Here is an 18,158-nt window from a genome sequence, read left to right on the forward strand (position 1 = left end):
ACGGTACTCCGTCGCACCCGCTCGACGACGCACCCCTCACCTGGACGTACGCCGCAAAAAGCCGGTGCGCGAGCCCGCAAGCACAGCGGACTCGCGCACCGGAACGTCTCGTCGATCACCTGGCCGCGGCCAGGTCCACATCGCCCCTGATGCGCCCTGCTGCCTACTTCGACGAGGACGAGGAGCGACGCCGCTTGGTCTTCCGCGGCGGCGGCAGGGCACCCTCCGCGCGCAGCTTGGCCGCGTGCGCCGCCAGCTCGTCGACCAGCACGGTCACCCGGGGCTGGCTGGCCAGCACGTCCACCCGCAGGCCGAACTCCTGCGCGGTCTCCGCGGTCTTCGGCCCGATGCAGGCGACCAGCGTGCGCGCGTGCGGCTTACCCGCGATGCCGACCAGGTTCCGCACCGTGGACGCCGAGGTGAAGCACACCGCGTCGAACCCACCGGTCTTGATCATCTCGCGGGTCTCGGCGGGCGGCGGGGCGGCACGCACCGTGCGGTAGGCCGTCACGTCGTCGACCTCCCAGCCGCGTTCGACCAGCCCGGCGGACAGCGTCTCGGTGGCGATGTCGGCACGCGGCAGCAGGATCCGGTTGACCGGGTCGAGCACGTCGTCGTACGGCGGGAACTCCTTGAGCATGCCCTCGCTGGACTGCTCGCCCTGCGGAATCATCTCCGGGGTGATGCCGAACGCCCGCACCCGGTCCGCGGTGGCCTCGCCGATGCAGCCGATCTTGACCCCGGAGAAGGCCCGCGCGTCCAGGCCGAACTCCTGGAACTTCTCCCACACCGCCTTGACCGCGTTGGCCGAGGTGAAGATGACCCACTGGTAGCGGCCGTCCACCAGGCCCTTGACCGCCCGCTCCATCTGCGCCGGGCTGCGCGGCGGCTCGACCGAGATGGTCGGCACCTCGTGCGGGGTGGCGCCGTGGCTGCGCAGCCGCTCGGTCATCTCGGCCGCCTGCTCCTTGGTGCGCGGCACCAGCACCTTCCACCCGTACAGCGCCCGGGACTCCCACCAGGACAGCTTGGCCCGCTCGGCCACCGCGTCCCCGATGGTCACCACCAGCGTGCCGACCGTCTCGCCGATGGCGTCGGCCATCTGTGCCAGCGTGGTCTCCACGGTGCGCTGCAGGTTGACCGTGCCGTTGCTGGTCACCGCCACCGGAGTGTCCGGCTTGCGGCCGTGCTCGATCAGCTCGGCGGCCGCCTGCCCGAGGTGCGCCGACGTGGCGATCAGCACCAACACGCCGGGAGCGGCGGCCAGTGCCGCCCAGTCCACCTCGGCCCGCGAGTCGATCAGGTTCACCGTCGTCTGCGCACTGCCCAGCGCGATCCCCGCGTAGGCGGGCACGGCCAGCGCCGGCGGAACACCGGGCAGCACGTCGAACACCGCGTCGGTCTCGGCCACCGCCTTGACCTCGGCGATCACGGCCGAGCGGGTGAACGGGTCACCCGACACCAGCCGCAGCACCAGCCTGCCTGCCTTGGCCTCGGCGGCCAGGTCCTTGGCGACCTCGGCCGACTCGCCGACCGCGGGCCGTACCTCGGCGCCGTCGGCGGCCATCGCCAGCACGCCGGACGGGACGTCCGGGTCGGTGACGACAAGGTCGGCCTTGGCCAGCAGCTCGCGAGCGTTCGCCGTGATCAACCCGGGATCACCGGGGCCTGAGCCGACGAAGGCGATGCGCCCGGCGGACTTCGGTGCGGGGGTCATCTCGTGCACTTCTCCTTGTCGTGTCGAGCAGGTTGTCGGTCTTTGTCGTCATGGCGCTGCGGGCGGCGGGTCAGGCGCGCGGGGCCGCTCCGCGCTCCAGCAGTTCGGCGGCGAGCGCCTTGCCCATCGACTCCGCCTCGGCGAGCTCCCCGGTGATCGAGGCACGCAGCAGCGCCGGGGCGGCGGCGTCGGCGTCGACCGCGGCGACGCCGCGCAGGGACAACCGGGTCACCACCGATCCGTCGTCGGTCAAGTCCTCCACCACGTCGGCCAGCGCGCCGACCGGGGCACTGCACCCGGCTTCCAGCGCGGCGAGCATGCTGCGCTCGGCCGTGACGGCCGCGCGGGTGTGCGAGTCGTCCAGCACCTCGTGCAGCAGCTGCTCCAGCTCGACGTCGGCCGACCGGCATTCCACCGCCAGCGCGCCCTGCGCGGGCGCGGGCAGCATCTGCAGCGGATCCAGCGTCTCGGTGATGCGGTCGGTGCGGCCCGCCCGCTCCAGCCCGGCCCTGGCCAGCACGACCGCGTCCACCTCGCCGGAGTCGACCTTGCCCATCCGGGTGTCGATGTTGCCGCGGATGCCGCGCACCTCGAGGCCGAGGCCGAGCGCGCGCAGCTGGGCGGCCCGCCGGGGCGAGCCGGTGCCGATCACCGACCCCGGCGGCAGCTCACCGAGCGTCAGCCCGTCCCGGGCCACCAGGGCGTCCCTCGGGTCGGCCCGGCGCGGCACGGCCGCCACCACCAGGTCGGGCTCCGGCGTCGTCGGCAGGTCCTTGTAGGAGTGCACCGCCAGGTCGATCGCGCCGGCCCGCAGCGCCTCGCGCAACGCGGAGGTGAACACGCCGACACCGATCTCCGCGATCGGCTTGGTCGACTGGTCGCCAGGGGTGGTGATGCGCACCAGCTCCACGGCGTGGCCCGCGGCGCGCAGCGCGGCGGCGACGGTCTCGGTCTGCGCGACAGCCAGGACGCTCGCCCTGGTGCCGACCTTGAGGGTCTTGGTCACGGATGACTTCCGGTTGGTCGTTACGGTCTGCTGCTTGCCTGTCAGTTCTGTGCCCGGTCACGGTCCCCGGGCTGCGACACCACCGCGGGAGCCGACGGGTCCAGCCCGAACAGCTCGCGCAGCGCCTGGGCGTAGTCGGTCCGGTCGCCGCCCGCGGCCAGCTGCTTGACCCGCACCGTCGGGGTGTGCAGCAGCTTGTCCACCACACGGCGCACCGTGCGGGCCACTTCCTGCCGGACCTGCGGGTCCAGGTCCGGCAGCCGCCGGTCCAGCCGCAACAGCTCGGCGTCGACCACCTCGGCCGCTTGCTGCCGCAATGCCGCGACGGTCGGCGTGACGGCCGCCGTGCGCTGCTCGGCGAGGTAGTCCCGCACCTCGTCCAGCACGATGCCGGACGCCTGCGCGATGTGCTTGGCGGTGCTGGAGTCACCGGCGCGGTCCATGCGGTCACGCACCGTCTCCAAGTCCACGATACGCACGCCGGGCAGCCGCTCGACCGCGGAATCGACGTCCCTCGGCATGCCGAGATCGCAGATCACCAGGTCCTTCTCGCGTGGGCGGACGTGCTCGGGGCCGATCACCACGCCCTTCGCGCCGGTGCACGACACCGCCACGTCCGCGTCGAGCAGGGCCTGCGGGACCTCGGACAGTCCGACGGCCGCGGCGTCGGCACCGGACTCGGCGATGTTCTGCACCAGCCGCTCGGCCGTGGCGAACGTCCGGTTCGCCACCACGATCCGCCGCACCCCGGTCTTGACCAGCTGCGATGCGGCGAGCGCGCCCATCGACCCCGCGCCGACGACGAGCGCGGTGCGGCCGGCCAGGTCACCGGCGGCGGCCAGCGCCTCGGACACCACCGACGCGCCGAGCGAACCGAGGGCGGTCTCGCTGTGCACCCGCTTGCCGACCCGCAGCGTGCGCTGCACCAGGCCGTGCAGGGCGCTGCCGACGGTGCCCGCTTCGTGCGCTGCGGCGTAGGCGGCCCGCACCTGGCCGAGGATCTGCGTTTCCCCGACGACCATCGAGTCGAGGCCCGAAGCCACCGAGAACAGGTGCTCGATGGCGGCGCCCGCGTAGTGCACGTACAGGCTTTCGTGCAGTGTCGGGCACGGGACGCCTGCCTTCTCAGCGAGCGCTTCGGAGACCGCGGTGAGGCCGCCGTGGAACGTCTCCACCACCGCGTAGACCTCGGTCCGGTTGCACGTGGACAGCACCATGACCTCGGTGATGTCCGGCGCCTGCTGCAGCTTGTGCAGCAGCTTCGGCAACTCGGTCGCGGTGACCGCCACCCGCTCCAGCATGGTCAGCTCGGCGGTGCGGTGCGACAGGCCGACGGCGAGCACGCTCATTCAGACCACCTCACCGTTGGACGGCATGCGGCGTGCGGCCGCTCGCTTGGCGGTGCGCTGACCGGACGACTGGGCCGCGGACGAGCGCGCGCCGTTGCGTTCGGCCCGCTTGGCCGCCGCCCGGCCGGCGTGCCGCTGTTCGGCCTTGCGCGCCACGTGGAAGGACAGGATCTGCAGCTCCACGGCCAGGTCGACCTTGCGGACCTCGACGTGGGACGGCACCTGCAGCACCACCGGAGCGAAGTTGAGGATGCACTGCACGCCGCCCGCCACCAGCCGATCGCAGACGGCCTGCGCCGCCGCGGGCGGGGTGGCGATGATCCCGATGGCGATGCGCTTCTGCGCGCACACCTTGGGGATGTCGTCGATGTGCTGCACCGGAAGGCCACCGACCGGGACCCCGATCAGGTCCGGGTCCACGTCGAACAGCGCCTCCACCGGGAAGCCGCGCCGGGGGAATCCGGCGTAGTTGGCCAGCGCGTGGCCCAGGTTACCGATGCCCACCACGGCGACGGTCTGCTTGCGGGTCAGCCCGAGGGCGCGTTCGATCTCGCCGACCAGGACTTCCACTTCGTAGCCGACGCCGCGGGTGCCGTAGGAGCCGAGGTAGGACAGGTCCTTGCGCAGCTTCGCCGAGTTCACCCCGGCCGCCGCGGCCAGCTCCTCGCTGGAGACGGTGACCGCGCCCTGGTCGGCCATGGCGGACAGCACCCGCAGGTAGACCGCAAGGCGGGCGACGGCGGCTTCCGGGATGTCCCTGGTGCGGCCGATCGCGCGGTCGGTGACCTTGGGCAGCTCGGTGGTCTGCTCTCCGTCAGCGGGTGGCTGAGGAGGCTGGACTCCGTTGCCTGACCGTGCCACGTGCTGCCCTCACAAAACGCGTGCCCTGGCGCGGTTGGCACACCGAACGCCCGGGGAGAGAAGGTGGGATGCCTTAGTAACGGTAACGCTTGTGAACGTGCGCACAAAATCGGCGGGACTTTCGGGTGAGCAGCGCCATGTTTCGGCTGCTCACGGCTGTGTTCGAAGCCACGAGCGCGGCCGCCTGCCGATCGTTCGAACGGCTCACGGGGGCAAGCCCACCGACGCCACACATCGCCGGCGCTGGGCTTCTGCTCTGGCTGAGCAGCGTGCACGGTGACTTCTGGCGCCGGAGCAGCCGCCTCTGACCCCCCGCACCCTTCCCGCAGGTCAGGTCACTTCTGGCCACGGGGGCGGCAGGTCCTGGCACGGAATCCCGCCAGTCAGCACGTCGGTCACTCCCGGCCACGGGGGGTGGCAGGCTGCGCGGAACCCCGCAGGTCAGGTCACTCCCGGCCAGGGGAGGCAGCCCCTGACCGCAGGGGTGGCAGCGGCTCCGGGGGGCCGGAGCGCAGTGGGTCCCTGGCCCTGGTGGGCGGGACTCCCGGCCGATGGCAGCCGCCGAGATCACCGGCGCGGCGCACGATCGCTGACCGCCGCGGTCATCAGGCCGAGGACGAACCATCGCGCTGGCCGAACGCACCGACAACCCCCTCGACACCCATCCGGATGCCGGTCACGCCGAGAACGAGACCTCGCGCCAGCCGAACGCACCGACAGCCCACTCGACCCCCATCCAAGAACGGGTCACGCCGAGAACGAGACCTCGTGCCAGCCGGTCGTGCCGTCCGGCGCCGGGGGCGCGACCTTGCTGGTCTGCGTGTAGCCACTGCGGTCGGTGGCTCGGCAGCGCACCGTGTGCTCACCGGGATCCACGCGTGCCGACAGCCGCCACATGCGCCAGGTGTCCTTGCTGACCTCCGTGGCCAGTTCCGCTGCCTGCCACGGCCCGTCGTCGATCTGCACCTCGACCTTGTCGATGCCGATGTGCGGCGCCCACGCCGTGCCCGCTACACGCACGCTTCCGCCGTCGGCCGTCACCTTGTCGATCCGCGACTGCGTCTTCACCGGGCCTTCGCGCGCCCAGCCGCGCGGCACCCAGTACGGCGTGCGCGCCCGCCACGTGGTGACCTCCAAATCGACCAGCCACTTGGTCGCGGAGACGAACCCGTAAAGCCCGGCGACCACCATGCGCACCGGGAACCCGTGCGCCACCGGCAACGGCTCGCCGTTCATGCCGATGGCCAACATGGCCCGGCCGGGCTCGAGCACCGCGTCGATCGGCGTGCCCGCGGTGAACCCGTCCTCGCTGGTGCTGAACAGCTGCTCGGCCCCCGCCTGGACACCGACCTCCGTCAACAGCTCGGCCAGGTCGACTCCGATGAAGTTCGCGGTCGAGACCAGATCGCCACCCACCGGATTGGACACGCACGCCATGGTGATGGTGCGCTCCACCAGCGGCCGGCTCCGCAACTGCTGGTAGGTCAGCGTGACGGGGCGGTCGACCATGCCGTGAATGCGCAGCCGCCAGTCCTCGGCCCGCAGCCTGGGCAGCACGAACGCGGTGTGGACGGTGTAGAAGTTCTCGTTCGGCGTGATGAAGACCGGCGTCCCCCTCGAGGCGAAGTCCGCACCGCCGGGCGGAGCCGGGGGACGCTTGATCCCGACGAACGGGGCGACAGCACGCCGGGATGCCTCCGCGTCCGGGCCGGCCAGCCACTGCCCGGCGGCACCGACCAGGCCTGCACCGACGAGCGCGCCCGCCGACCCGACCAGCAAGCGCCGGCGATCCACACCCGAGTCCGACCGCTGCGGCTGCCCGGCCGTGACCTTGCCCGGCTCGGCGGCCGGCTGCTCCGGCTGCCGGGCCCCGCCGGCGTCCGGCTCATCGCTTGCCTGCTGCGCCGCCTCGGCTTCCTCGGCACCCACCTCATGGCGCGGTCGCGTCACGGGTTCGGCGCCGGCATCTCGCAGAACAGGGGCACCGGGCGCACGGCCGGCCGAAGCCCCCTCGTCCGGCCCCGCGACGGGCTCCCCGGCCGTGGCCCGAGCGTGCAGCCAGGCGAAGACGATCGACCCGGCCAGCACACTCACCAACGGAGCGAGCACGGCGAACGGGCCCACGTCCGGGCGAGTGAGGACGGCGGCGAGGCCCGCGACACCGAGCATCCCGACGACGACCAGCCCGAGCACCAGGCGCCGCAGCGCAAGCCACCCCGCGAACACCGCCAGCGCGAGCAGCACCACCGCCATGCCCGCGAAAAGCACCACCTTGTTGGCCGTGCCGAAGGCTTCCTTGGCGAACTCCACCAGCCACGGCGGCGAGAGGTCGATGACGCTGTTGGCCACCGCCACATAGGGCGAGGCGCCCGGGGCGATCAAGGCACCGGCGAGGTGACCGACGGCCAGTGCGCTCGCCAGCGCCGGCACGCCGATCAACGCGGCGCGCAGCACCGAAGCACGCGATGAATCGGCAGCGGTCATGGCTCCATCATCCTCCTCAGCCCCCGTCACGACCGCGTTTTCTGCGCAGAGCAGATCGGGTCGTCCGGAAGGCTGAAAGTCAAGTGCTCGACCGCAGGCCGGGACGGCCGCGAAATGGTCTACTGCGCGGCCGCCAGGGCGGCGCGGAACCTCTCCTCCTCCACCCGCCAGTAACCGTGCTGCACGCCGTCGATCAGGATGACCGGAACCATGTCGCCGTACTCGGCACGCAGCTCCGGGTCGCTGTCGACGTCCACCGTCTTCCACGGCACGCCGAGTTCGCCGCAGATGCGGTCCACCTCCTGCTCGGCGACCTCACACAGGTGGCAGTTCACGCGGCTGACGACGGTGACCTCGGGCATGGCCACATGATGCCCGAGGCGCAACGCCGACGACCACGGCGGCGTGCCCTGGCGATGGCAGCCGCTGCCGCACCGACCGCACGGTCAGCGCAGCTTGGCGCGATACAGCTTGCCGGTGACCGTGTGCGGCAGTTGGCCGGAGAACTCCACGGCGATCGGCACCTTGTAGCGCGGGAGCTTCTGCGCGCAGTGCTCGATCACCTGCTGCTCGCTCAACGTGCTGCCCGGGCCGGGAACCACGACCGCCTTGACCGCCTCCCCGGTGTGGTCGTCCAGCACGCCGACCACCGCGACCTCCGCGACCTGCGGCAGCTCGGCGACGACCTCCTCGACCTCGTGCGGATACACCGGGAACCCGCTGACGACGATCGTGTCGTCGACCCGGTCGACCAGGTGCAGATCGCCGTCGGCGTCCAGGTAGCCGATGTCGGCCGTCTGGAACCAGCCGTCGTCGTCCGGGCCACCCACCCCGTCCGGCCAGTAGCCGGAGAACAGGTTCGGCCCCCTGACCGCCACCATCCCGGTGTCGCCGTCCGTGTCGGAGAGATCGGCGAGCACTTCGTCGGCTTCGTCGTCCGGTGTCGGCGCGTCGCTGACCAGCCGCAGCTCCACCCCAGGCAGCGCGCGGCCGACCGAGTTGGGCTTGGGGCGACCGGTCACCAAGGTCGAGGCCAGCATCGGGGCCGCCTGCGTCAGCCCGTAGCCGTCGTAGACGCCGAGGCCGGTCGCTTGCTCGATCGCCGTCAGCACGTTCGGCCGCAGCGCCGCCGCCCCGGAGATCAGCAAGCGCACGCTGGCCAGGCCGGAACGGAGCTCGTCGGCGGGAAGCGCCGCGAGCTCGGCGTACATCGCGGGCACCCCAAGCACCACCGAGACGTGGTGCTGCGTGCAGGCCGCCAGGGCCGCCCGCCCGTCGGTGTGGTCCGCGATCACGGCCGTCGCGCCCGCCCGGATGCACTGCAACAGCCCCGGCCCGAACCCGTAGACGTGGAACAGCGGAACCGCCACCAGTACCCGGTCGATGGCCGTCACGGGTGCGGGGTCGATCGCCGCCATCTGTTCCACGTTGGCCAGCAATGCGCGGTGCGACAGCATCACGCCGCGGGCCTGACCGCGGGCGGCGGTGGTGTAACAAAGCAGCGCGATGTCTTCGCCGGAGCCGACCGGCGTGGCCGTCGCCACCGTGTCCGCACCCGGCCGTGCCGCCGGAGGCTCGAGGACTCGCTCGACCGGGACGTCGCCGTCGGTTCGCCCGGAGATCAGGAAGCGGGAGCCGCTGTGCTCCAGGATGCGCCGCAGGTCCTCGTCCGGCTCGTGCGGGGAGGCAGGCACCACGATCCCACCCGCCCGGACGGCTCCCAGCATGGCCACCGCACAGTCGATCGACGACGGCAGGCACACCGCCACCCGGTCGCCCTGCTGCAGGCCGACGCCGGCCAATCGCGCCGCCTCGGCGGACACCGCCCCGTCGAAGTCCGCCCATGTCATGCTTCGACCGGTCGCCGCATCGACCAGGGCAAGCCCTTCCGGGTCGCGAGCGGCGGCCGTGCTCGCCAGTTCGGAGGTGTTCGGCACGGCTCTCCTTCGCGCTCTTGAGCTCGGCACCGTCGCCTGTCATCTTGGCCGAGCCGGCCACCGCAAGCCAGTCGGAACCGAACCGCTACCGCGTCGTGACGTCATACGTCATTCGGACGATCGTCGCAGATTCAGTCGCTGCGAGCACTACCGAACAACCGTTTCGACAACGTATGCTGCGCACGCTCGTGGGGATTCGTCACCGCGCGTGACGCGAAGCCACAGATCGACGCACAGCAGCGAGGAGACCATGTGTCCAACGCCATGGCTGGTCTTCGGCAGGTGTCCTCGGCCCGCCCCGGAGCGACCAACGCCATGACGACCACGCGCCGGCATCCGCTGCCCGGGCCGCCCGCCACCGCCGAGGCCGTCGGCGGTGCGGCGACCGACGGCGACAGCGAGGCCTGGCGGCTGGTGCGCGCGGCGCAGGCGGGCGACCAGAAGGCGTTCGCCGCGCTCTACGACCGCTACGTCGACACCGTCTTCCGCTACGTGCTGTTCCGGCTGGGCAACCGCGAACTGGCCGAAGACGTCACCAGCGAGACGTTCCTGCGCGCGCTGCGGCGCATCCGTTCGATCACCTACCAGGGACGCGACGTCGGCGCCTGGTTCATCACCATCGCCCGCAACCTGGTGCTCGACCACGTCAAGTCGAGCCAGTACCGGCGGGAGATCAGCACCGGCGAGATCGCCGACGCCGGGCCGGTGCCGTACCTGGCCGAACACCGGGCAGACGAAGGCCCGGAGCACCAGGTCATGGCCATGGCCACCAAGGAGCAGCTGCTGCGGTGCATCGCGGAGCTGGGCGACGACCAGCGGGAATGCATCGTACTGCGGTTCCTGCAGGGACTGTCGGTGGCCGAGACGGCAGTGATCATGAAGCGCAACGAGGGTGCGGTGAAGGCGCTGCAACATCGCGCCGTGCGCCGCCTCGCGCAACTGCTGCCGCGGGGGACCAGATGACGGCGTCGCCGCCCCGGCTCGCGGCGGGGCCGGAACCACCCGGGCCGGACAGGCGTTCTTCCGGGTGGACCGGCGTAACCGGCACCAGGGCTGGTCGTTGGGCCCTCAGGAATCGCCCCCGAGTCAGGACAGCAGCGTGAACGAGCCCGTTTGGTCCCGGCGGCCGCGCGAAGCCAGTGACCGCTTCGCCGACGCGGTGGATCGTGCTGGGCGCGCGCCGGAGACCGGGGACACCGAGTTCGCCGACGAGCTTGCCGTGGTCGCGCTGCTGCGCCAGCTGGGCTCCGAACCCGTTCTCGAGCCGGCCCGGCGGGACCGCATGAAAGCCGCGGTGATGTCCGAGGCGGCCGCCATCACCACCGACGACGAGCCGGAGGAATCGACCACCGTCCGTCCGCTCGCCCGGCCGTCCCGCGCGCAGCGGCGCAAGGCCGGCTTGTGGGCCGCCGCCACCGCCGCCGGGATCGTCGCGCTGGGGGCGTTCGGGATCGAGTTGTCGCAGAGCGCCCTGCCCGGCGAATGGCTGTACGACGTCAAACGCACCACCGAGTCGATCTCGCTCGACCTGACCTTCTCGCCGAGCGACAAGGCGCTCCGGCAGCTGGAGCTGGCCGAAACCCGGATCGCCGAGCTGGCCGCGCTGGCCGAGCGGGACCGGGCCGACGGCGGGACCACAGCCGAGGAACTGGCCGGATACCGCTCGCTGATCGCCGACCTGAACGGCACGGTCGCGGCCGCGTCCCGGAACATCACCAGCTACGCCCCGCAGACGAACGGCGACGACCTGCGGGCGCTGCGCGACTGGGCGAAGAAGAACCGCGCGCGGCTCGCAGCGCTGCGTCCCGACGTGCCGGCGAGCACGGTGGGGGATCTCGACGGCAGCGTCGAGCTGATTTCCCGCGTGCAGCAGCGTGCCAGCGCGTTGCTGGCTCGGTGGCCATGTCGGCAGATCACTTCCGGACATGCCGATGCCCTCGGTGCCTTGCCCGCGACGCTGGAATGCCAGGACGCCCCGACGTCGCCCGACCTGTCGGTCCGCCCGCGCGCGAGCGAACAGCCCGCGGACAGCACGCGCGGCAAGTCGCCCTCGGCGGCGAAGCCGGGCGATGCGCCGTCCACCGCCGAAGACCCGGCAGAGCAGAAGTCACCGGACAACGGCGGGCAACCCGGTGGCAGCGGTAGCGACAGCGCTCCGCCGACCGTGCAGCTTCCGGAAGCCCCTGACCGCACGACGACTCAGCCGCCGCCGGACGAGCCCACGCAGCAGCCCGGAGGTCTTCCGTTGCTGCCGCTGTTGGAAAAGCTCGGCAAGCTCAACCTCCGCCTGGACCTGAACTAGCCGCTGTCCGGCCGCCTTTCGCCGCGCAGGGACACGTCGTCGTTGCTCCACTCCAACCCCTTTCCGGCTGATCGCTGGTTGCGCCGGTGCTGCGCGGATGGCTGGGAGACGATGCTGCTGGAGATCGACATCGTCGTCACCGAGGCCGTTCTTCGCCAGGAACCCGTGCCGGACACGGCTCGGCGCGAGGGCGAACCGTACTGCCGGGTCGAGCGCCGACCGGGTGCACCATTCCATCGATCGATCGACGAGCCGGGTGACGCACGACTGCGTGATCGGCCCAGCGGTCAGGGCCCGCTGTTTCGCCTGCGCCTCATGGCGATCGACCCGGTGACTCGCCGCCGAGCAAGATCGCGGGTGAAAAGCACGTCGTCGGCTCCGATCGACCCGGTGATTCGCGGCCAAGCAAGATCGCGGGTGAAACAGCACGTCGTCGGGGGCCTGGATAGGCTGTAACTGACAGGACGATTTGCTCCCTGGGAGGCGGTGCGCGTGTCGTTGTGGTGGAGCAAGGAGTCGCCGCGCGACGTGGAGCAGCGAGCCGCAGAAGCAGGTGAGGCCTCCGCCGAAGCCGCGGTCGCACTGGAGAAGGCCAACGCCGACGCCGAACCCGGCAAGCCGAAGAAGCAGGTGACGCCGGACCTGACCGCCGCGGCGTTCTTCGACGTGGACAACACGATGATGATGGGCTCGTCGTTGTTCCACCTGGCCAGGGGGTTGGCCTCGCGCAAGTACTTCACCACCGCCGACCTGGCCGGTTTCGCCTGGCAGCAGCTGAAGTTCCGGATCAGCGGCAAGGAGGGCGACCTCAACTCGCCGCGGGAGCAGGCGCTGTCGTTCGTGGCCGGGCGCAGCGTCGCCGAACTCAACGCCATCGGCGAGGAGATCTACGACGAGCTGATGGCCGACAAGATCTGGTCCGGAACCCGGGCACTGGCCCAGCTGCACCTGGACGCCGGCCAGCGGGTGTGGCTGGTGACCGCCACGCCGGTGGAGATCGCCAACCTGATCGCGCGCAAGCTGGGGTTGACCGGCGCCCTCGGCACCGTCGCCGAGCAGAAGGACGGCGTCTACACCGGACGGCTGGTCGGCGATCTGCTGCACGGCCGGGCGAAAGCGCATGCCGTCCGGGCGCTGGCCGCCAAGGAGGGCCTGAACCTCAAGCGCTGCACGGCCTACTCGGACTCGGTCAACGACGTGCCCATGCTGTCGGTGGTCGGCACGGCGGTGGCCATCAACCCGGACACCGGCCTGCGGGACATCGCGCGGGAACGGCAGTGGGAGATCCGCGACTGGCGGACCGGGCGCAAAGCCGCCAAGATCGGCGTTCCGTCCGTACTGGGCATCGGGGCGCTGGCCGGGGTGCTGGCCGCAGGCATGGCCTACCGCAAACGCTGACCGGACAGCACAGCCACTGGGCGCTCCGCACCACTCCTCGGCCGCGAGGTCGCCTGCCGTGGCGTCGGCTTGTCAGGGGCGCCGACCCTACCCCCGGAAGATGCTCTTGCGCTGTGCCAGGCGGGCGTAGAGCATCTGCTGGATCGTCTCGCGCACCTGATCGGCGAGCGTGAAGACCGCCATCGGGTCGTCCGCGTCCTCGGTCATCCGGTCGGTCCGCACCGGCTCACCGAACTCGATGTGCCACTTCGTCGGCAGCGGGATCGCCCCGAGCGGCCCGAACAGCGGGAAGAACGGCGTGATGGGGAAGTACGGCAGCCCCAGCAGCCGGGCCAGCGGTTTGAGGTCGGCGATCTTCGGATAGATCTCCTCCGCCCCGACAATGGCGCACGGCACGATCGGCACCCGGGTGCGCAACGCGGCGGAGACGAACCCGCCCCTGCCGAACCGCTGCAGCTTGTACCGGGACGAGAACGGTTTGCCGATCCCTTTGAACCCCTCGGGGAAGACGCCCACCAGCTCGCCGCCGCTCAGCAGCCGCTCCGCGTCGGGGTTGCAGGCCAGCGTGTACCCGGCCTTCCTGGCGAACGGACCGACGAACGGCAGCTTGAACACCAGGTCGGCGGCCAGATGGCGGGCGTGCCTGCCAGACGCGTCATGCACCGCGACCGCGGCCATGAGGGCATCGAGCGGAAGCGTGCCCGAGTGGTTGAAGACCAACAGCGCGCCACCGGTGGCGGGCAGGTTCTCCGCCCCGGAGGTGGTCACCCGGAACCACTTGTCGTACAGCACGCGCAGCGCGGGCAGGACCAACGCCTCGGTCAGCTGCGCGTCGAACCCGAACTCGTCGACGTCGTAGTCGCCGGTCAGCCTGTCCCGCACGAAGTCGAGTGCCCGCTTCAGCTGAGCCGGGACGGACTCCTCGTCCGCGTCCACGTGGTCGCTCCGCCCGGCGCGTCCGGCGGCGGTCGGCATGGCGACCACGTCGGCGACCTCGGCATCGCACCGATCACCGGCCGGCGTCGCGTGCCGCCCCGAACGCCCGGGGAGCGGGATCACCTGGGCGGCCCCGGCCGTGCGGGCCTGGGCCGCGCCGCCACCTCGGACGACACCCAGTGCGGGATCTTGATCGGCCATCACAACTCCTGGGACTCGCGGATCACATGCGGCGCGCGGCGGCGAACGCCACCCTGCTCAGCGACTCCGTCATCGCGCCCCCGTCGACCACCGGCCGCAGCCCCCGACCCTGCACGTAGTCGTCGAACGCTTCCTGCGTCGACCAGCGGGGCACGAAACCGAACTCCCGCTTCACCTTCGTGGTGTCCACGACCAGCCCGTGCTGCAGCAACTGGATCCGGTCGGGCGAGAAGTCCACCAGCCTGGCGCCACGCAGCATCCTCCCGATCGACGGCAGCATCGCCTTGGGCAGCGGCAGCTCCACCCGGCCGGCCTGGCGGATCGCCTGGGACAGCGTCAGCACCCCGTCGCCGCCGACGTTGAACACGCCCGGCTTGTCCTCCACGGCGGCCAGCTCCAGCACGCTCAGCGCATCGGCCGCGTGCAGCAGCTGGATGCGCGCGTCGTAGCCCAGGATGGTCGGCACCACGGGCAACGCGAAGTACCTGGTGGTCACCGTGTCGACCTGCGGGCCGATCAGGTTGGTGAACCGGACCACGGTGACCGCGATGTCCGGCCGCCTGCGCTGCAAGCCGCGTACGTAGTTCTCCACCTCGACCGCGTCGGCCACGAAACCTTGCGCCGACGGCGGCCGCAGCGGGGCGTCCTCGTCGAACACCGCGGGCGAGCGCGCATCGGTGCCGTAGACCGCCGCCGTCGACTTGACCACCAGCTTGCGCACCAGCGGGGATCGCTGGCAGGCCGCCAGCAACCGCATGGTGCCGATGACGTTCATCTCCTTGACCGCGGTCCGCCTCGCCGGGCCCGCCGGGTGCGCCGTGGTGGATGCGTGCACCACCGTGTCCACTTCGGACGCTGCGATGATCTTGGCGATGAGCGGGTTACGGATGTCCGCCCGAACGAACTCGGCCCGGCCCATGCGGGCGGCCACGTGCGGCGCGGGCGGCACCGTGTCCACGCCGATGACCCGCTGGAAATCCGGGTTGTTGCCCAACCTGGCCAGCAGCTTGCCACCCAGCTCGCCGCCGACCCCGGTGACCAGCACGATTCTGGACGGCATACCGCTCCCCGGACGCGAAGGACACGAACGACTCACGACGGCGCGATCAGCACCGCCGGCCGGTGCGCACCGTCTTCGCTCGTGGCACGGCGCGCATCGGTGATGCTACTCCGCGTGTGCGGCCTTCCCCAGAGTGCTTACGACCTGTTAACACCCTCGACCGCGGATGGACACCCGGGCCGAAGGAAGCGGTTCCGGTCCACGCCGGTGCCGGTGCGAGGGCCGCCGCCGTGGCCCGGCGGCGCGATGATCACTTGCCCTGCTTGCGACGCTGGTGGCGAGTCTTCCGCAGCAGCTTGCGGTGCTTCTTCTTGGACATGCGCTTGCGACGCTTCTTGATCACCGACCCCACAGGGCACTCCTCTTTTCACACGAATTGAACCAGCTTGGCGAGATTATCAAGCGCCGTTCGCCGGGCAGTTGCCCGCTCCTGCACTGCCCGGGGGACCGGATCGTGCCGGGGTCGGTGATCGCGCTCATCCGACGTCGTAGTAGGCGTTCTCCAGGTACGCGTGCACGGCCTTCTCCGGCACCCGGAAGGACTTGCCCACCCGGACGGCGGGCAGCTCGCCGGAATGCACCAGGCGGTACACGGTCATCTTGGAGACCCGCATCATCGCGGCGACCTCGGCGACGGTCAGGAACTGCACCTCGCCCGGCGTGACCGATTGGGGGCCCTTCTTCTGCGGCATAGTCAGACTCCTGTGGCACGCGTCGCGCCGCTCGGCTTCCCCACCGAACGGTGACGACACGCGCGTGCTACCTCTGAGCCTAGCGGGACCTGTGTGACTCGTGCGACATGCGCGCCCGATTTGCCGCGAACCGCTGCCCGCGGTCGGCGTGTCGCTGCCGGGAAAAGAGCCATCCGCGTGATATGCATTGCTCTTTTCGGGCGTGGTCGACGTCATACCGGAGACGGGCACCGGACGGGGGCGAAGCGGCGGACACCGAGCGCGGAAAATACCCCGGGCGGGGCAGGGCGCGCGGGGCGGAGGCGCGGGAACAAGCTGGTGTGGAGCCGAGGCGTGAGAAACAAGCCGACGCGGAGCCGAGTCGCGAGGGCAGGCGGGCGTCGGGCCGCATCACGCCGAGCGCCGCCGCCAGATCGCACCCGATCCACGCGCCGACACCACCCTCAGTCCTCGTGCGCCTTCCCCAGTTCCACCGACCGGTCCCTGGCGGCCTCGATAGCGTCCAGCAGCGCCGCCCGGACGCCGTGCTTCTCCAGCTCACGGATGGCGTTGATGGTCGTCCCGGCAGGCGACGTCACCGCTTCGCGGAGCAGGACCGGGTGCTCGTCGGACGTGGCCAGCATCTTCGCCGCACCCACCGCCGACTGGATGATCAGTTGCTCGGCGACCGCCCGCGGCAGCCCGAGCAGGATGCCGGCGTCGATCATGGCTTCCACCAGGTAGTAGAAGTACGCCGGGCCCGACCCGGACAGCGCGGTCACCGCATCCTGCTGGTGTTCCGGCAGCTCGATGACCTTGCCGACGTGCGACAGCATCTTCTCCACCACGGCGACGTGGTCGGCGGTGGCGTACTGGCCGGGGGAGGCCACGCTCATCGCCTCGCCGACCAGCATCGGCGTGTTCGGCATGACGCGCACCACCGGCACCTGGCCGAGCCGCCGCTCGAAGAGCGTGGTCGGCAGGCCCGCGCACAGCGAGACGATCAGCGTCCGCGAGCTGACCAGCGGCGCCAGATCGGCCAGCAGCGGCTCGATGTCCTGCGGCTTGACCGAGACGACCAGCACGTCGGCGGTCTTGGCCGCCTCCGCGAGGTCGACACCGCGGATGCCGTACTGCTCGGTGAGCTGCGCGGACCGCTCGGGGTGCCGCTCCACGAAGATCAGCTCGTCCGGCTGGTGGCCGCCGCGGAGCAGACCGGACAGCAGCGCCTCACCGATCTTGCCTGCACCGACGACCGCGATGACGGGATTGCTCATGTGCACACTCTAGAAGCGCACGCCCGGCATGCGCGGAAAGCATCCGGCTGCGCTCGGTCAACAACCCGCCCCGGCCGGCGGAACCGGACTCACGGACCAGGGGTCAGGGCCAGCTGGCGGGCCTGGCAGACCAGCTGCCCGCTGGCGTCGAGCACCGTGGCGTCGGAGTCGAACCAGCTCCCGCCGACCGCCCTGCTCTCCACGTGAATGCGCAGCCACCCCGGCACCGGCCTGCCCCGCAGGTACGCGGTCATCTGCACCGACGGCGCCCATCCCGGGCGGCCGATGAGCAGCGGCATGGGCGGGTTGAGGTCGCCGGCCAGCAGCGCGAAGTACAGATCGGGCTCGGCGTTCCGCGGCCGCACCCACAGCCGCATCCTCGGCGGCGGTTGCCGGTCCCGCGTGCCCGGTGCCGGGCGCACCGGCCGCCGCGCCACCTGTGCCGCCGCGCTGGAGTCCAGCCGCACGTCGCATCCCTGGGCGAGCCGGAAGACGCTCGGCCCGACCCCGGGCATCTCCTCGCCGAGCGGCAGCGCGTTCGCCGGTGGTTCGGCGGGCATCACCGGCAGGTCCACCCACGCGGGCCGCTGCGCAGGCACGCGGCCGATCACCACGGATGCTTCCACGCAGCTGCGGCCCCGCTGCTCGACGATCACCGCGATGACCGACGTCTGCCTGCCCACCTTGCGGACGTCCGTGCGCAGCAGCACCGGCCCGAGGCTGGTGGCCCGGAGGAACTCCGCGCTGACCGAGACCGGCTCGCCGTTGATCCCTTCGTGCTCGCTCGCCACCTGCATGGCCGTGCGCGCGATCAATGCCGTCACGAACCCTCCGTGCGGGTGGCCGTTGATGGACCACTCGGACCGCAGGGCCGCGGTGAACGTCCCGTCTCCGAGGGAACGGGCCTGGCTGGCCGTGGCGAACGGCACCGGCTGCTCGGTCGCGGACGCAGTCATGAC

At 71.4% G+C, this 18,158-nt stretch carries 17 protein-coding genes; 4 read left to right on the top strand and 13 right to left on the bottom strand.

The window, feature by feature from the left end; genetic code table 11:
• Positions 1-163: 163 nt before the first annotated feature.
• The 7 genes from YWY_RS0106405 to YWY_RS0106435 form a co-directional block, all read right to left on the bottom strand.
• Entirely contained in the window at positions 164-1,717 is a 1,554-nt protein-coding gene (locus YWY_RS0106405; protein ID WP_028846928.1) for a bifunctional uroporphyrinogen-III C-methyltransferase/uroporphyrinogen-III synthase, read from the bottom strand.
• Positions 1,718-1,787: 70 nt separating this feature from the next.
• Positions 1,788-2,723, bottom strand: coding sequence for a hydroxymethylbilane synthase (gene hemC, locus YWY_RS0106410; RefSeq protein ID WP_028846929.1), 936 nt, complete (start codon positions 2,721-2,723; stop codon positions 1,788-1,790).
• Between the two features lie 41 nt (positions 2,724-2,764).
• The gene (locus YWY_RS0106415; protein WP_028846930.1) at positions 2,765-4,072 is read right to left on the bottom strand and encodes a glutamyl-tRNA reductase; all 1,308 of its coding nucleotides are present in this window, start codon (positions 4,070-4,072) and stop codon (positions 2,765-2,767) included.
• Positions 4,073-4,933 carry a redox-sensing transcriptional repressor Rex gene (locus YWY_RS20620; protein ID WP_084609053.1) on the bottom strand — a complete coding sequence of 287 codons (861 nt, stop codon included), beginning with the start codon at positions 4,931-4,933 and terminating at the stop codon, positions 4,073-4,075.
• A gap of 747 nt (positions 4,934-5,680) precedes the next feature.
• Positions 5,681-7,417 (bottom strand): molybdopterin-dependent oxidoreductase, encoded by a 1,737-nt coding sequence (locus YWY_RS0106425; protein ID WP_051309916.1) that lies wholly within the window; start codon positions 7,415-7,417, stop codon positions 5,681-5,683.
• Between the two features lie 119 nt (positions 7,418-7,536).
• Complete coding sequence (locus tag YWY_RS0106430; protein ID WP_028846932.1) at positions 7,537-7,779, bottom strand: glutaredoxin family protein; 243 nt, start codon at positions 7,777-7,779, stop codon at positions 7,537-7,539.
• An 84-nt stretch (positions 7,780-7,863) separates the two neighbouring features.
• Complete coding sequence (locus YWY_RS0106435) at positions 7,864-9,354, bottom strand: AMP-binding protein (RefSeq protein WP_028846933.1); 1,491 nt, start codon at positions 9,352-9,354, stop codon at positions 7,864-7,866.
• Between the two features lie 315 nt (positions 9,355-9,669).
• Here YWY_RS0106435 and YWY_RS0106440 point away from each other — a divergent pair, with 315 nt between their 5' ends.
• The 4 genes from YWY_RS0106440 to YWY_RS0106455 all read left to right on the top strand — a co-directional run bounded on the left by YWY_RS0106440 (position 9,670) and on the right by YWY_RS0106455 (position 13,054).
• On the top strand, positions 9,670-10,317 hold the full coding sequence (locus tag YWY_RS0106440) for a sigma-70 family RNA polymerase sigma factor (protein ID WP_051310001.1): 648 nt from the start codon (positions 9,670-9,672) through the stop codon (positions 10,315-10,317).
• A gap of 136 nt (positions 10,318-10,453) precedes the next feature.
• Complete coding sequence (locus YWY_RS20625; protein ID WP_156899128.1) at positions 10,454-11,656, top strand: DUF5667 domain-containing protein; 1,203 nt, start codon at positions 10,454-10,456, stop codon at positions 11,654-11,656.
• A gap of 111 nt (positions 11,657-11,767) precedes the next feature.
• Positions 11,768-12,112, top strand: coding sequence for a hypothetical protein (locus tag YWY_RS0106450; RefSeq protein WP_028846935.1), 345 nt, complete (start codon positions 11,768-11,770; stop codon positions 12,110-12,112).
• Positions 12,113-12,142: 30 nt separating this feature from the next.
• Positions 12,143-13,054 (top strand): HAD family hydrolase, encoded by a 912-nt coding sequence (locus tag YWY_RS0106455; RefSeq protein ID WP_425426114.1) that lies wholly within the window; start codon positions 12,143-12,145, stop codon positions 13,052-13,054.
• 87 nt (positions 13,055-13,141) lie between these two features.
• On the opposite strand, the gene YWY_RS0106460 is transcribed toward YWY_RS0106455, so the two are convergent.
• The 6 genes from YWY_RS0106460 to YWY_RS0106490 all read right to left on the bottom strand — a co-directional run bounded on the left by YWY_RS0106460 (position 13,142) and on the right by YWY_RS0106490 (position 18,155).
• Positions 13,142-14,191, bottom strand: a complete 1,050-nt coding sequence (locus tag YWY_RS0106460; protein ID WP_038044660.1) for a lysophospholipid acyltransferase family protein — start codon at positions 14,189-14,191, stop codon at positions 13,142-13,144.
• 22 nt (positions 14,192-14,213) lie between these two features.
• Entirely contained in the window at positions 14,214-15,251 is a 1,038-nt protein-coding gene (locus YWY_RS0106465; protein WP_028846938.1) for an NAD-dependent epimerase/dehydratase family protein, read from the bottom strand.
• Positions 15,252-15,501: 250 nt separating this feature from the next.
• Positions 15,502-15,603, bottom strand: a complete 102-nt coding sequence (locus YWY_RS23610; protein WP_084609054.1) for a 30S ribosomal protein bS22 — start codon at positions 15,601-15,603, stop codon at positions 15,502-15,504.
• A 124-nt stretch (positions 15,604-15,727) separates the two neighbouring features.
• Positions 15,728-15,943: a helix-turn-helix domain-containing protein gene (locus YWY_RS0106475; RefSeq protein ID WP_028846939.1), complete on the bottom strand. Its 216-nt coding sequence runs from the start codon at positions 15,941-15,943 to the stop codon at positions 15,728-15,730.
• Positions 15,944-16,386: 443 nt separating this feature from the next.
• Positions 16,387-17,199 carry a pyrroline-5-carboxylate reductase gene (gene proC / locus YWY_RS0106485; RefSeq protein ID WP_038044661.1) on the bottom strand — a complete coding sequence of 271 codons (813 nt, stop codon included), beginning with the start codon at positions 17,197-17,199 and terminating at the stop codon, positions 16,387-16,389.
• Between the two features lie 89 nt (positions 17,200-17,288).
• The gene (locus YWY_RS0106490; RefSeq protein ID WP_028846941.1) at positions 17,289-18,155 is read right to left on the bottom strand and encodes a thioesterase family protein; all 867 of its coding nucleotides are present in this window, start codon (positions 18,153-18,155) and stop codon (positions 17,289-17,291) included.
• Positions 18,156-18,158 lie beyond the last annotated feature (3 nt).

This window comes from Thermocrispum agreste DSM 44070 (assembly GCF_000427905.1).
GTDB lineage: Bacteria > Actinomycetota > Actinomycetes > Mycobacteriales > Pseudonocardiaceae > Thermocrispum > Thermocrispum agreste.